The 14,543-nt window shown below is 68.1% G+C and carries 14 protein-coding genes; 5 read left to right on the top strand and 9 right to left on the bottom strand.

Features of this window, described 5'->3' with window-relative positions; all coding sequences use genetic code 11:
- Positions 1 to 2: 2 nt before the first annotated feature.
- The 3 genes from C1A30_RS10520 to rplJ form a co-directional block, all read right to left on the bottom strand.
- Positions 3 to 1,082: an ABC transporter ATP-binding protein gene (locus C1A30_RS10520; protein ID WP_101948254.1), complete on the bottom strand. Its 1,080-nt coding sequence runs from the start codon at positions 1,080 to 1,082 to the stop codon at positions 3 to 5.
- Positions 1,083 to 1,313: 231 nt separating this feature from the next.
- Positions 1,314 to 1,706 (bottom strand): 50S ribosomal protein L7/L12, encoded by a 393-nt coding sequence (rplL, locus tag C1A30_RS10515; RefSeq protein WP_101948252.1) that lies wholly within the window; start codon positions 1,704 to 1,706, stop codon positions 1,314 to 1,316.
- A 45-nt stretch (positions 1,707 to 1,751) separates the two neighbouring features.
- Positions 1,752 to 2,324, bottom strand: coding sequence for a 50S ribosomal protein L10 (gene rplJ, locus C1A30_RS10510; RefSeq protein ID WP_067804225.1), 573 nt, complete (start codon positions 2,322 to 2,324; stop codon positions 1,752 to 1,754).
- 410 nt (positions 2,325 to 2,734) lie between these two features.
- Between rplJ and C1A30_RS10505 the strand changes: the two genes are divergently transcribed.
- From C1A30_RS10505 to C1A30_RS10495, 3 genes are read left to right on the top strand one after another with little or no spacing between them, the layout of a single operon-like run.
- Positions 2,735 to 3,367 carry a hypothetical protein gene (locus C1A30_RS10505; protein ID WP_101948250.1) on the top strand — a complete coding sequence of 211 codons (633 nt, stop codon included), beginning with the start codon at positions 2,735 to 2,737 and terminating at the stop codon, positions 3,365 to 3,367.
- The gene (locus C1A30_RS10500) at positions 3,364 to 3,936 is read left to right on the top strand and encodes a hypothetical protein (RefSeq protein WP_101948249.1); all 573 of its coding nucleotides are present in this window, start codon (positions 3,364 to 3,366) and stop codon (positions 3,934 to 3,936) included. The genes C1A30_RS10505 and C1A30_RS10500 overlap by 4 nt, the downstream gene beginning before the upstream one ends.
- Positions 3,933 to 4,544 (top strand): hypothetical protein, encoded by a 612-nt coding sequence (locus C1A30_RS10495; protein ID WP_101948247.1) that lies wholly within the window; start codon positions 3,933 to 3,935, stop codon positions 4,542 to 4,544. The genes C1A30_RS10500 and C1A30_RS10495 overlap by 4 nt, the downstream gene beginning before the upstream one ends.
- Here the strand turns inward: C1A30_RS10495 and C1A30_RS10490 are convergent.
- From C1A30_RS10490 to C1A30_RS10470, 5 genes are all read right to left on the bottom strand, one after another.
- Entirely contained in the window at positions 4,486 to 5,769 is a 1,284-nt protein-coding gene (locus C1A30_RS10490) for a hypothetical protein (RefSeq protein WP_101948245.1), read from the bottom strand. The genes C1A30_RS10495 and C1A30_RS10490 overlap by 59 nt on opposite strands.
- A 105-nt stretch (positions 5,770 to 5,874) precedes the next feature.
- Entirely contained in the window at positions 5,875 to 6,795 is a 921-nt protein-coding gene (locus C1A30_RS10485) for an ROK family protein (protein ID WP_101948243.1), read from the bottom strand.
- Complete coding sequence (locus C1A30_RS10480; RefSeq protein WP_101950113.1) at positions 6,795 to 7,376, bottom strand: malonyl CoA-ACP transacylase; 582 nt, start codon at positions 7,374 to 7,376, stop codon at positions 6,795 to 6,797. Before C1A30_RS10480 ends, C1A30_RS10485 begins: the two co-directional genes overlap by 1 nt.
- Positions 7,373 to 11,542: an NEW3 domain-containing protein gene (locus C1A30_RS10475; RefSeq protein ID WP_101948241.1), complete on the bottom strand. Its 4,170-nt coding sequence runs from the start codon at positions 11,540 to 11,542 to the stop codon at positions 7,373 to 7,375. Before C1A30_RS10475 ends, C1A30_RS10480 begins: the two co-directional genes overlap by 4 nt.
- A gap of 102 nt (positions 11,543 to 11,644) precedes the next feature.
- Complete coding sequence (locus tag C1A30_RS10470; RefSeq protein WP_200828336.1) at positions 11,645 to 12,412, bottom strand: endonuclease/exonuclease/phosphatase family protein; 768 nt, start codon at positions 12,410 to 12,412, stop codon at positions 11,645 to 11,647.
- 24 nt (positions 12,413 to 12,436) lie between these two features.
- Between C1A30_RS10470 and C1A30_RS10465 the strand changes: the two genes are divergently transcribed.
- The gene (locus C1A30_RS10465; protein ID WP_101948237.1) at positions 12,437 to 13,000 is read left to right on the top strand and encodes a nucleotidyltransferase; all 564 of its coding nucleotides are present in this window, start codon (positions 12,437 to 12,439) and stop codon (positions 12,998 to 13,000) included.
- Here the strand turns inward: C1A30_RS10465 and C1A30_RS10460 are convergent.
- Positions 12,997 to 13,950: a YafY family protein gene (locus C1A30_RS10460; protein ID WP_101948235.1), complete on the bottom strand. Its 954-nt coding sequence runs from the start codon at positions 13,948 to 13,950 to the stop codon at positions 12,997 to 12,999. The genes C1A30_RS10465 and C1A30_RS10460 overlap by 4 nt on opposite strands.
- A gap of 61 nt (positions 13,951 to 14,011) precedes the next feature.
- On the opposite strand from C1A30_RS10460, the gene C1A30_RS10455 reads away from it, so the two are divergent.
- Entirely contained in the window at positions 14,012 to 14,542 is a 531-nt protein-coding gene (locus C1A30_RS10455) for a DinB family protein (protein ID WP_101948233.1), read from the top strand.
- Position 14,543 lies beyond the last annotated feature (1 nt).

The raw sequence follows: 14,543 nt of genomic DNA, 5'->3' as shown, positions 1-14,543 counted from the left end.
GGCTACCTCTCGACTCGAGGGATCGCCCCGGTCGGGGCGTCGTCGTCGATGTTGCGGTGCCGCGCGGTCGCTTCATTACCGAACTCCGACGCCGAGTACTGGTGGGTGCCCTCGAGGTCGTCGCGGATCGCCGCCTGTGCCTTGGGCGGCAGCGTGTGCATCAGCTCGCGCACCCGTGCCTGACGACGACCAACGGCCTGGCGTTCGGGCATACCGGGTGTCGCCTGAATCTGCGGCGGCACACCCTCGATCTCCTCGACACCGCCGTCGTGATGACCAGCGTCGACCATGGCCTGCTCTTCAGCCATCGTCGATTCGTCCTTCTCTTCACTCATCCCGATCGGCCCAATCCGGCGGCCGTTGAGGAACTGGCGGACGACGGGCTCGTCACTGGTCAACAGCACCTCACGCGGACCGAACATGACCAGGTGCTTACGGAACAACATGCCCATGTTGTCGGGCACCGTGCGGGCGATGTTGATGTTGTGCGTGACGATCAGGATCGTGCAGTCGATCTGGGCGTTGATGTCGATCAGCAACTGCGACAGATACGCGGTACGCACCGGGTCCAAACCGGAGTCCGGCTCGTCGCACAGGATGATCTGCGGATCGAGCACCAGCGAGCGGGCCAGACCGGCGCGCTTGCGCATACCACCGGAGATCTCGCCGGGGAACTTGTTCTCGTCACCACCCAAGCCGACGAGTTCCAGCTTCTCCATGACGATGTTGCGGATCTCGCTTTCCTTCTTCTTGGTGTGCTCACGCAAGGGGAAAGCAGTGTTGTCATACAGGCTCATCGAGCCGAACAGCGCGCCGTCCTGGAACATCACGCCGAACAGCGTGCGGATCTCGTAGAGCTCCTTGGCCGAGCACTCGATGATGTTGGTGCCGTCGACGATGATCTTGCCGCGCTCCGGGCGCAACAGGCCGATCAGGGACTTCAGAAAGACCGACTTGCCGGTACCCGACGGGCCCAACAGGACGCTGACCTCACCGGCCGGGATCTCCATGGTGACGTCTTCCCAAATTCGCTGGGCCCCGAAGGACTTGGTCAGTCCCTCAACTTGAATTCCGATGCCCACGCGCGATCCTTCCGCCAAGTATTACGCTGCCCGCCACATGCCCTCCCGCCTGTGGCTTGAGTCACTGTAGCTTACGCCTTCTGACCACGACACACGTCTGCCGTCACATTGTGATGGTCTCTAGATGAACCGTAACCACCCCGCATAGACGAATGTGAGGCGGACCTGTTTGCCAGATCCGCCCCACACCCTAAGGGTTTTTGTCGGCTCAGCCGACGTAAGGGTTTGCCCTTACTTGACGGTGACCGTCGCGCCTGCGGCCTCGAGCTTGGCCTTGGCCTCCTCGGCAGCCTCCTTGGCGACCTTCTCGAGCAGCGGCTTGGGAGCGCTGTCGACCAGGTCCTTGGCCTCCTTGAGGCCCAGGCCGGAGACGATCTCGCGGACGACCTTGATGACGCCGATCTTCTTGTCGCCGGCACCCTCGAGGATGACGTCGAACTCCGACTGCTCCTCGGCGGCCTCGGCGGCGGCCCCACCTGCGGCGGGAGCGGCAGCCGCAACGGCGACCGGGGCGGCGGCGGTGACCTCGAAGGTCTCCTCGAACTTCTTGACGAACTCAGAGAGCTCGAGCAGCGTCAATTCCTTGAACGCGTCGAGCAGGTCATCGGTGGACAGCTTGGCCATGATTGGTCCTTCCTTACTTACTTACGTGCTGGGTTGGTGGTCGGGTTATTCGGCAGCGTCGTCGGACGGCGCCGGGCTCTCGGATGCGGCCTCGGCGGGTGCCTCGGCGGCTTTCTTCTCTTGCAGTGCCGCGAACAGCCGGGCTGCCTGCGCCTGCTGGGCTGTGAACAGGCCAGCAGCCTTGGACAGGTTCGCCTTCATCGCGCCGGCCAGCTTGGCCAGCAGCACCTCACGCGACTCCAGATCGGCGATCCGCTCGACCTCGGAGACGCTCAGGGCGCGGCCGTCCATGTAGCCGCCCTTGATGACCAGCGCCTTGTTGTCCTTGGCGAAGGTCTTCAGCGCCTTGGCGGCGTCGACGGCCTCACCCTTGACGAACGCGATCGCCGTCGGGCCGACGAACAAGTCGTCGAGCCCGTCGATGCCCGCCTCCGCCGCGGCACGCTTGACCAGCGTGTTCTTGGCGACCGTGTAGGTGGCGGAATCACCGAGCGAGCGGCGCAGGTCTTTGAGGTTGGCGACGGTCAGCCCGCGGTACTCGGTGACCAGGGTGGCCGTCGAATCCTTGAACTGCTCGGCGATGTCGGCGACCGCGGTGGCCTTGTCAGCCTTGGCCATGCATTGCCTCCTCGTGTTGGTATCGGGTTGTCCCGCCTACAACCGAAGGTGGCCGGAAATGACGAACGCCCCGACGCAGACAGGTCGGGGCGCGCAGAAACAGCTACTAGCCTCGTCCTCCTGCGTGGGCCGCCGGGTATCTGATGAGCCGCTTGCGCGAAGAACAACAGATACGTCCGGACCTTCAACCGATAACTCGGTGACCGACGGTCTTTGGTGGAACCGGTCAAGAATAGCGGACCACGTCGCGATCAGCCAAAACAGCGCCTCCCTGGCCGCTCTTCACCCGCGAGTGACCGTGTCTGCACAGCGACACGCCGCGAAAATGCGGCATTTTGCGGTCGCTCACGAGTCTCTGGGGCCGCTGACAGACGTTTGTGAAAACGCAAATGTTTTGGTGTCATGAGGCTGTGAGGGCGCGACGGGTCGTCACGCGGTGGCTGGCCGCCAGCCCCGCGACCCGCGTCGGCGTCCCCATCGCGGCGGTACTGCTGGGTGTCTCCGGTTTCTTCGGTGGACTCGACCACGTGCCGCTGGCCGACCGGGTCGACGACGTCGAGCCCGGCACCGAAATCACCGCGCAGCCGTTCAAGCTGACCGTCAAGCGGGCCGTCGCAGTCGACGAGATCGAGGGTGTGGCCGAACCGCTCACCGCAGGCAATCACTTGATGGTCTTGCTCCTCGACGCCGAGAACCTCAGCGACCAGTCCGTCGGCGCCTACTACCTGGCGCCGGTGCCGCGCGCGAAGTCGTACCTGAACCGGAATCTGGTGGCGCTCGACGACGCCCTGGCGCCCGCGACACCGTCGGTGTATGACGCCGACTCGAACGTCGCCGTCTCGACGCTCAGCCCGGGGCTGAGCTATCACCTTGCGGCCGTATGGGAATTCAGCGGGCCGCCGCCGCGGCAGCTTCGCCTGGGCGTGGCCGAGTTGACGCTGCGCGGCGAGACCATCTCACCCGACGAACTCGCTTGGCAGGATCCCGACGAAGCCGCGACGGTGACGCTGCCCGTCGCGGATGCCACCGAGGAAACGTCGTGAGCTGGCCGCTTCGGATCGGCACCGGCGTCGCTGTGCTGGCCGTGCTCGCAGCCGGGCAGGCGATCGACTCCGCACTGCCCATCGACCGCACCGACACGAGGCCGTTCGAGCACTCCGCCGGGGTCGGCGACCGGGTGCACATGGTCTACGCCGACGTCACCGTCGACGGCGTGCATGCCGCAAAGTCGTTGGACACGCCGCGGGGCAAGGTGGGCACACCGGGCCGGTGGCTGATCGTCGACGCCACCGTGGTGGCCCGCGGCCGCCCGCTGGCCAAACCCGGGATCTCGCTCGAGGACACCCACGGCCGCACCTTCCTGATCGACCCGAGGTCGGGCTACGGCTGGGAGTCGGCGCCGACCGGGGTGCCGTGGCGGGTGCAGATGCCGTTCGAGGTGCCGAAAGATGGACTGCAGGGCGCGACGTTGGTGGTCGCCCGCAGCGCCGACGACCGCCGCCGCGACGACGTGGCGCGAATCGATCTCGGCATCGGAGCGGGCGACGTCGAACGCCTCTGGGACACCGTCGAGACGGTCGAGATCCGCCAGGCCGGGATGGACGCGTCGTGAGGGCTTGGCTTCGCCGCAACCGGTGGGGCCTGATCGCCCTGCCGATCACCGCCGTGCTCGCCGTCAGCGCGAATGCTCAACGGCTGCAGGATTATTGGTGGGATGCCGACCTGCGGCACGCCGCCGCCACAGGTGACCTCGACCAGTGGGTGACGTGGACCGGATCCTTCTCCGACGCCACAGGTGAGAGCACCCGGAGCTTTCGCGTCAAGGTGACCGCCACCGACCCGCCCGACCGCGGTGAGGTGGCCAAGCTCAAACTGCCGTCCGAACTCACCGGCATCCGGGTCACCATGGACTTCGAGGCGGCACCCGATCAGGTGCTGTTCGGTTGCAGGATGGCGCTGCTCGACACGGACGGCAACCGCTATCTGTACCGCCCGATCGTCAACGGCCTGAGCCAGAACATCTGGCCCTGCGTGCCGGAGGGTCATCCCGGGCCGGCGCCCTCGATAAGCGCCGGCGAACCGCGAACCGTGCTCCCCGGCGAACAGCGGCCGCCGAATTGGACCACCCAACCCGTCGTGGTGGTGCCACGCACCGCGCAGATCACACAGGTGCTGCTGTGGTGGGAAAACCCGAATTACCTTGCGGTGCAGCTGGACTGACGGCCTTCAGCATCCGATCCACACCGGCCGCCAGCAACACGGCCAACACCGTCAACATCAGCGCACCCTCGATGGCGCCTTCGATCGGCGCCCACGCCGTGTACGTGTCACTGTTGACGGGACCGGCCACCGCACGCCACACCGCGCTGACGAAGTAAGGAATCCGAAGCGCCACCAGCGAAGCCAGCCCGAACAGCAGCATCGGCACCAGACCGGCCCTGGCCATCGTGCGCAGCGCCTCGAACAGGGCGGTGAAACGTGAACTGACGTCGGCGGTTACCCCGCCGATGGTGTTCACCACCGGCTTCGGCACCCGCTTGGCCCGATCGAGCCACGGATGCTCGAAACGCGGCGGCGGGGCCAGCTTGTGACCGAGCACCACCGCGCCGACGGTGATCCACGCCAACGGCAGGATCACCACCGCGTCGATCGAATCCAGAAGTCCGACAAGCCACGTCGTGACGGCATCCACCGGGTGGGACAGCGGGCCCAACTGATCGATCACCCCGTCGTAGACGTCGGTCACCTGCGCGACGGCGACGCGGCTCTGCAGCCAGTCTTTGACCGCCGCCTTCTGCCCATCGATGTAGCCGGCGACATTCGCCGACCAGTACACCTCGACCAGCGCGCCCAGAACCGCGAACCCGAGGAATTTCCAGCGCTTTTCGACGCGACCGATCGCGAACCGCAGCACCCACGCCGCGAGCACCAGGCCGGCCACCAGGTACACACTGTTGATGAACACGCGACTGAAATCCGGGCCCGTACCCGTGCCGTAGAAGTCGATCTGATTCAGTTCGTCGACACCGGCCTCGTTGAGAAACTGCGCGACGTCCTGGCTCAACAACCCGGCGCTGACGTAGACCGCGAAGAACGGCACCACCATCGAGGTGGTGACGTCGATCAGGCGGCGTTCGCGTCCGGTCGTCGCGTCCGCAGGCGCGGTGCTGGACAGCACTCGCTCGGCATTCGGCAGGTCACGGCGCAACACCCGCAACATCACGATCATCGCGACCAGGAACCCGAGCGGGGCGAGGATCACCAACCCGTGGCCCAACCAGTTGACGTGATCGCTGACCTCGACGGCCGCCCAGAGCGCCGCGCCACGGAACGCCATACCGGCGAGCGCCAGGCTGAGCAGCACCGGCCAGTGACGACCCAGTAGCCGTCCCGCAGTGACGAACAGGTCGCCGGCGTCTCGCACGAACTCCCGCGCTGAGCTCACGTCGCCAGAGTATAGGCCAGCCGACGCCAAGATAACGTTTTGGTAACGCAATGGAATTATGGACTGGCCATCAGAACCGATGGCCGAGTTAGGTCGGTGTGGTGGTCAGGTAGCTAGCTGATCCGAGGCGTCCAGCAGCGCCGCCGCGCCGACCAGGCCCGCCTCGCCGCCGAGTTCGGCGGGCAGCACGCGCAGATCGCGGATGAAGTCGAGGCGGGCGAGGGTGGTCAACTTTTCGCGGACCGGGTCGAACAGCAACCCGCCGGACTTGGCCACCCCGCCGCCGATGACGACGAGGTCGAGGTCGCACACCGCCCCGACGGATGCGATCATCGCCGCCACCGCCGTCGCGCCGCGGCGAAAGGCGCGCAGTGCCACCGGGTCGCCCGCATTGGCGGCGTCCGCCAGTTCCTTCGCGTCAGCCTCTTCCGGTGCATCCCAACCATTTTCGCGAGCCCAGTGGGCCATCCGCGGTCCTGCGGCGATCGTCTCGACGCAGCCGCGGCCGCCGCACGAGCAGGGGCCACCGTCGGGGTCGACGACGACGTGGCCGACGTGGCCGGCGTTGCCGGTCCGCCCGTCATAGGGGGCGCCGTCGAGGACGAGGCCACCGCCGACGCCGGTGGAGACCACCATGCCGAGCAGGAACTGGGCGCCGCGGCCCGCGCCACGCCACCGCTCTCCCAGGGCCATGCACAGCCCGTCGCCGCCGAGCCTGACCGGCGCACCGGTGAGGGCCATCACCCGGTCGACGATCGGAAAGCGTTGCCACTGCGTGATATTGATGGGGCTGACGGTTCCGCTCGGCAGGTCGATCGGACCGGCCGACGAGATCCCGACGCCTCGCACGTCTCCCCTGGCCGAGGCGAGGGTTTCGGTGACCAACACCTCGACGACCGTCCACACCGCCTCGGCGTCCCCGTCCGGTGTCGGCAGCTTGGCGTGGTGCACCAGCGTCCCGTCCCCGTCGACGAGCCCGGCCGCGATCTTCGTGCCACCGATGTCGAGCACGAGTGCCAGCGTCATCAGTGCCGGTGGGTGTTGTCGGGCTGACGGGGGTCGCCGGGATGCTCGTAACCCGGTGCAAGCTCGACCAATTCGGCGCATCGCCCATCCAGCCACAACCGGAATGCGCGACGCCGGGCGGCGCCGAGCAGGTGGTCGGCGACCTCGGCGTCGCTGCTGAACCGCCGCGGGTTGTGGTCACGGTAGTCGCGCACCTGCGCCTCGGCGATGTCGACGGACGCGGTCACGTCGACGAACAACGCACGCGCCGCGGGGTGCGACAGCACGGCGGCCGCGACGCTGCCGATCTCCAGCCGTGCGGTCGTGTCCGGCAGCAACGCGTCCTCGGCGGGCGCGTCGTCGGCGGTCAGCCCACGCGCCGCCGCCTCCGCCACGGCCACCCGCTCCGTGACGAGCAGCTGAGTCAGCCAGCGGCGCAACTGTCGACCCTCACTCGTGCCGCGGCGGGGCAGCGCCGAGGCGATCCGTGACCGGCGCAGCAGGTCCTCGCGGGCGTCGACCTCGGCGATCGCCACCGGCACGCCCCCAACCGTCGCCGCGATGGATGTGCGCGATCCGTCTGCACTTCTCGCTGAACTCATCGCACCGTCACCTTCACCGCCGGCGAGTACAGCAGTGTGCCCGCGCAGCCGACCCGGATCAGCGCCCACCATTCGCCGGGTTCCAGCCCCGCCGGGGGCGCAACGTCGAAGCCGATTTCGAGCGTCCCGCGGGCGGGCAGTTCGCGGCCGATCGCTGCGGGTCCCATCCACTCCCAGGTTCCCCACGGGCTGATCAGATGCGCCTCCACCGCCAAATCGGCATAGGCGTCGGTGCCGACGGTGACCGCCAGCCGCCCGGTGTCACCCGGCGACAACTCCACCGGCTCCGGATCGCTGACCAATTTCAGCAGTTGATCGTCCGAGGCATCGACCGACACCACGCACACGTCCTCGACCAGCTGCCGCCAGGACGGGGGTATCGTCGCCGCGTCGCTGCCCGTCACGGCCAGTTCGGCACGCACGGGCAGCAATCCGCGCGGCGCATCCGGTGCCACCCTCAGCGTGAGTTCGGCGTCGAGGTGCTCCCCGGGCGGCAGCACGAACGGCAGATCGGCAGGTTCCACGCTGCATCCGGTCGGGCACAGCACCCGGACCTTGCCGTGCAGCGCCGCGTCGCTGCTGTCGCTGACCACCGTAAGGCGAAGCGGTACTGCCGAATTCGGTGACAGGTCGACGTGCTGCGGGTGCAGGTGCGCGACGGCGGGCAGACCGCCGACGGCGGCGGGGCCACGGTTGTGCAGCCAATACCTGGCGTACAGCGGCTGCGCGGCTTCCGCCTCAGGGGCAAGTTCGGCGTGGTCGGCCTCGAGCACCCGCGGCATGTTCAGCCGGGCCAGGACGGTGGCGATCTCATAGCCGTGCAGCGTCAACGAATCCGACGCCATCTCCTGCAGTCGGGGCTGCTCGAGCAGGTCGACGCGCGACGCCGCGGTGATCCGCCTCAGCCCCGAACGGACCACGACATCGGTGGTGGCTCCGCATGTTTCGACCAGCCGCAGCGCGACGCCGTCCGCGGGGTCGACATGCTGCCCGCTGCCCGCCGCCAGCGGGTTGCCCGCAGTCTTCAGCGCCCCGAGTGCCACCTTGCCCGCGGGCTCGATCTCGAGCAGCGACCCCCACGCTGGCAGACCGCCGAACGGTCGGTCGTTGTCGGCCACCGCCAGCAGCGGACGGGAGAACTCCGCGCTTCGAGCAGGAATATCGGCCTGCCGCCAATCTCCGTCACCTGAGACCACCGCGTACTCGAATGTGTGTGTCCAGTGCTGCAATTGGAAGTTCGAACCGTCTGGTGCGGTGCGCCGCGGCGGGTCGATCCAGGTGCCCGACGGCCATCCGGTACACGAGCGCATCAGCGACATGTGCAGCGTGCCGTCGGAATCGACGGCGAAGCCGGGCATACCGCGGTTGAGCACCGCGACGGTGCGATCCGCGAACCGCTCGATCGCCGATGGCGCGGTCTGGCTCACCTCGATCTCGAAGTCGGCGAGATCGTCGACGACGGCGCCGACGGCGTCCTCGAGCGCCGCGCCAGCGACGATCAGCACCGGCAGCGCACGCACTGCGCGCAGATCGGCGCTCGGCACCCACTGGTCCGCCAGCGGCGATACGGCAGGCACCCACACCCTGGCGGTGCCGCAGGTGTCGAGTTGCCGCTTCAGGTCTTCGGCATAGACCGGATCGGCGTCCGCGAGAACTGCTGCGGTGAAATCGTTTTCGTCAGGGCCGCCGAGGGTGATCCGCGCGTCCGGCAGGTTGGAGTCGACGGACAGGTCGCCGTATCGCGGCTTGTTCGCGCTGCTGCAGGTGGCGGTGACACCGGCACGGACGAGCGCGACCATGAGGCCACGCGCCAACGGCGCCGACACCGATTCCGTCGGAGCCACCACTTCGGCGACCGACACTGCACGCAGGTCCGCACCCACGCGCACACGTACGGCCGACGAAAGGCCGAACCAACCGTACGCCGGGTTGTCGAGCGTCCAGGGATGCTGCGCCGCGTCCACCGCGTCGAGCGCGCCCCGCTCATGCGTCAACCCGAATCCGCGGCCGATCACCGCGTCGCCGACCTCGCTGACCGGCAGCGCGCCAGGCACAGGGCACGGCCACCGCAGCCGCAGCAGCTTGTCGGCGCCGGTGAACTCGTCGACGGTGGTGCGACAGTCCACCCGGGCCACGCCCCGCCACAGCGTCACGGTTTGCTTGTAGCGCAGCAGATCTCCGATGCGACCATGGATCACCAGCCGCTCGCCGAGCGGCCCGCGGTAGGCCTGCACCGAGGCCGGGTCGGCCGACGACGCGACGACCGGTCCTTTGGGAAGTAGGTGCCAGGGCCCCTCCCCCGCCTCCGGGTGCGCGGGATACTCGTCGTACACGGCAAGTTCGTTGCCGACTCGTCCGTCGGCGATCAGTTCGCGACCGGAGTCGACCTCGACGACAGAGCTGACCCCGCCGCCGCGGGCTGGATCCACGGTCAGCCGGTAGGCCTCGTTGCCAATGCTGGTGCCTGCCAACGGTTCCCAGCCCGAGGACCCGCCACCCGAGGCCAGCCGATAGGACTGCCAGCCGACCGACGGCACGTCGCGGGCCAGCCAGCTCACCGACCGGCCGCCGTGTTCGACCTGCACGGGTAACTCGGTGCCGTCGGCGTCCAGCACTCGAACACCCTCGGCCAGCGCGCGGGGCAGCCGAGCGGTCACCACATCGGAGCGCTTGTGCGCCAACGGGTTCCACACCACCACCGGCGCGTCGATAGCCGCGGACAGCAGCCGCAGCGCGTTGTCCCGCGCGGTAACGCCGAGCTGCCACGCGTCGCGCCATCCGGTGAGCAGGTCCAGGTACACCTGATCGGATTCCGATCCGGTGATCGCGTCGTGGTGCGCGCCGTAGGCCAACTGCACCCATGCCTTGGCCATCGCCGCCTGCGGATACGTCGCCCCGCCGAGCAGGCCGGCGAACACCGAGAACCGTTCGGCATCCAGCACCGCGTCCTCGGCGGCGCGGTTGGCCTGCTTGGTGTCGATGTACGACACGTGACAGCCGGTGTAGATCGGGTTCATGTCCCTGGTCTGCGGCGACGCCGCCAGACCACGCTGCTGGAGTTCGTCGCGCACGGCGGCGAAGAACTCGCGGGGCAGCGCGCAGACGAACCGGGGCCAGGTGTAGCGGGCATTCCAGTCGCGGTGGATGTCGGTGACCCACTTGTTGGGTGGGGTGTAGTCGGTGCCGACGGGCAGTAGCACGTTGCGGGTCAGCGCGACCGTCTTCAGCGTGGCGAACAACTCGTAGGTCGCCTGCTCGGCCTCGGCGAGCGTCGCCGACGAGTCCATCCACCAGCCCGCCGAATAATGCGCGGGCATGTAATGCGTCAACAGGCCGCGCCCGGACGGCGCGATCCATTCGAACTCGCTGGAGAACTGCATGCGCCGGGGGTCGCCACCACCGGCGACCGGGCCCCACTGATGGTGCGGGCCGCGGGCCCACGAACTGGATGTCAGCCCGGCGTCGGCGGCCATCCCCGGGAACTGCGGGTCGTGGCCGAAGACGTCCAGCTGCCATGCGGTGGCCGGGTCGGCGCCCATGATGTCGCGTTGAAAGCCCGTGCCGTGCACGAAGTTTCGGATGGTGGTCTCGGCGCTGGTGAGGTTGGTGTTCGGTTCGTTGTACGCGCCGCCCATCACCTCGATGCGGCCGTCGGCGAGAAACCGGCGCAGATCCTCGCGGTCCTCGGGGTGGGTGTCCCAGTACGGCTTGAGATAGTCGACCTCGGCCAGCACGAACTTGTACTCCAGCTCCCGGCGGGCCATCTCCAGATGCGCGCGCACCAACTCGAACCCGTTGGTCTGACGGCAGCGGCCTGGTGGATCCTCGCTCCAGACGCTGGTGTAGGCCGCCTGGGTGTTCCACCAAACCGGGTCGTAGTGGAAGTGGCTGATCATGTACAGCGTCCAGCCGGGCTCGGCGACGGTGAACACGAACGACGCGTCACCGGCGCGGGCCGGCCGCTGCTCTCCTGGCGTCGGCGAGTCGACACGGACGGGGATCTCGACGCTGCCGTCGCCGGCCGCTACTTCTACGCGACCTGTGAGACCGTCGCCCTCGACGAGGATTTCACCGCCACCGCCGGTGTACCCGACGCGCACTATCTGCAGCGGATCGTCGGCCGGACCGACGAATAGCTCCGTCGACTCCGCGGAGATGACCTGCACGCCAACAACACTACGGCGCTCAGCGGCTGTTACGGCCCTCGATGATCAGATCCTTGATCTCAGCGAGTTGCTCATCCACAGAACGGAATCCTGAACGCAGGCTCACGCCTGCGAGATGTCGACAACCAGTGCCCGATGGTCGGAAATGGGCAACCTCGGCGCCGCGCACTCCTCGACCCGCACCGACGCATCGTCGGTCAGGATGTGGTCGAGCTGATTGCACGGCCCGTCGGCAGGAAACGTCGCCGCCTCCCCCAGCGGGCGCATCCGCGTCCACCGGCGCGGCGTCGGCGGCGTCATGTTCAGGTCACCCATCAAGAACCGCGGGCCGTCAAACCCGCGCAGATCCCGGATCAGCCGCCGCAACTGCACCCGGTTCCAGCCGGGCACGAAGGACAGGTGGGTGTTCGCGACGGTCAGCGGTCCCAGCGGGGTGTCGAACCGCCCGACCATCGCCGCCCGCGGCTCCTCGTGCACGATCTGCACGCGGCGTGGGCCGGGAAGGTACATCGGGAACCGCATTGGGATCCGCGGTAGCCGCACCACCTGCCAGCTCTCGGCGAGGTAGCGGGACAGCAGCGCGATGCCGTATGCGGCGGTGCCGGGCTGCTCACGTCCGGTGGCGGCCATCCAGGTGGCGCCCGGGGTTCCGGAGATCGCCGCGACGAACCGGTGACTGACCGCGCCCATCGCCTCGGCGGCGACCGCAGTGAGGTCGGCCATGCCCGAGCGCGGTTGATCGCAGTCGACCTCCTGCAGCGCCAGGATGTCGGGGTCCAGTTCCTTGACCGCGGCCACGAGTCTGTCCAGGTGCACCGCCCCGTCGTGGACACTGCGCCCGTGCAGGATGTTGAAGGTGGCCATTCGGATCCCCATGGGTACTCCATACCCACGATGACGGATTCCGATGTGCTTGGCCGCAATGACGATTTGCGCGACGCGCTCAAGCGCGCGGCGTCGGCCCTCAAGGCGCAGGGCCCCGACTTCGCCCTCGCGGGCAGCTATGCGCTGTGGGTGCACGGGGCCCCGGAACCCGTGCACGACGTGGATTTCGTCGTCGCCGAAGACGACGCCGAAACGGCCGCCAAGACGCTGGCGGAAGCCGGCTTCCGGGTGGATCGCCCGCCCGAGGACTGGCTGTTCAAGGCCTGCGTCGACGACGTCGTCGTCGACGTGCTGCATCGGCTCAACGACGTGCCGGTCACCCCGGCCATCATCAGCGGCGCTGAGGTCATCGAGGTGCTCGCCATCGCGATGCCGGTGCTGGCGCCGACGCTGGTGGTCTCCGAGAAGCTGACCTCGCTCAACGAACACCACTGCGACTTCGCCGCGCTGCTGCCCGGCGTGCGCGCCGTCCGCGAGCAGGTGAACTGGAATCAGGTCCGCGAAAGCACCGCCGACAACGACTTCGCGGTCGCGTTCCTGGTCCTGACCGACCGGCTCGGGATCACCGCCTAGCCCGCCGCGCGCCGCAGTCGTTCGGCCAATGCGCCCACCGCCCTGATCACCTCCGGCGGCTCGAGCACTTCGAATTCGCAGTCCGGCAGCGCCAGGTAGAAAACCATGCGGTCGGGGTCGTCCGCACCGGCGGTCAGTATGCAGGCGTCGGGACCATCAGGTTCGATGGTCACCGACGCGGCAGAAAAGTGTTGCGCCACAACATGTTCGGGAGCCTGATAGCGCACTCGGGCGACGTAGCGGTACGGCGACGAGCTGATCGAGCGCCGCACATAGGCGGCCGCGTCGGGCGCCCCCCGCGGGGTGAACGTGGTGCCGAGCGCGTGCACGTCGGCCATCCGGTCCAGCCGCAGGCTGCGCCAGTCCTGCCGGTCGCGGTCGTAGGCCAGCAGATACCAGCGCCGGCCGGTGGTCACCAGCTGATAGGGCTCGAGGCGCCGATCGGTGGCGTTACCGCGGATGTCGACGTAGCCGCAGTTGACGTGTTCGTGATCGCGGCACGCGCGCGCCAACGTCATCAGCACGTCCGGTTCGACCGGTGAGTCCGAGTAGTTCGACGGCAGCGTGACGGTCGCCTCGTGCACGGCCGCCACCTGCGACCGCAGCCGGGCGGGCATCACCTGGTCGAGCTTGCTCAGCGCGCGCAACGCCGATTCCCCGACCCCGGCCACGCTGCCGCCCGCGGCCACGCGCAGGCACACCGCCATCGCGACCGCCTCGTCGGGGTCGAGCAGCAGCGGCGGCAGTGCCGCGCCCGCCCCGAGTTGATAGCCGCCGCCGTGCCCCTTGCTGGCGTGCACCGGATAGCCCAGGTCCCGCAGCCGCTCCACATCGCGGCGCACGCTGCGGGTGGTCACCGACAGCCGCTGGGCGAGCTCCTCGGAGGTCCATACCCGGCGCGACTGCAGCAAGCCAAGGAGCTGCAGCAGCCGGCTCGTCGTTTCGGACACCCGATCAGATTGACACAGTTATAGGACAGAAACTGTCCTATATGGATGTCACGCTGTTCCCATGAGTGACGTGACGACCCAACTGGCCGACCAACTCGACTACCACTGGACGCACCAACTGCGTCCCCGGCTCGACGGATTGACCGACGACGAGTACTTCTGGCAACCGGTCCCGGACTGCTGGACCGTGCACCCCGATGGCTCGATCGACTTCGCCTACCCCGCGCCGCAGCCCGCGCCGTTCACCACCATCGCGTGGCGGCTGGCCCACGTCATCGTCGGCGTCTTCGCGATGCGCAACCACTCGCACTTCGGCGGGCCCGCCGCCGACTACCAGTCGTGGGACTACGCCACCGATGCGCAGACGGCCCTGCAGCAACTCGATGACGCGTACAAAGGATGGATCACAGGAGTGCGGCGACTGGACGCAGCGGCTCTGGCGCGCCCGATCGGCCCTGCGGAGGGCCCATGGGCCGAGCACCCGATGGCCGAACTCGTTCTGCACATCAATCGCGAAGCCATCCACCACGGTGCCGAAATTGCTTGTATTAGAGATCTTTACGCGCACACCACCAAAAGAGAGGGAAAGTAGC

Source organism: Mycobacterium sp. 3519A (assembly GCF_900240945.1).
Taxonomy (GTDB): Bacteria; Actinomycetota; Actinomycetes; order Mycobacteriales; family Mycobacteriaceae; genus Mycobacterium.
This window is presented reverse-complemented; position numbering and strand designations above follow the sequence as displayed.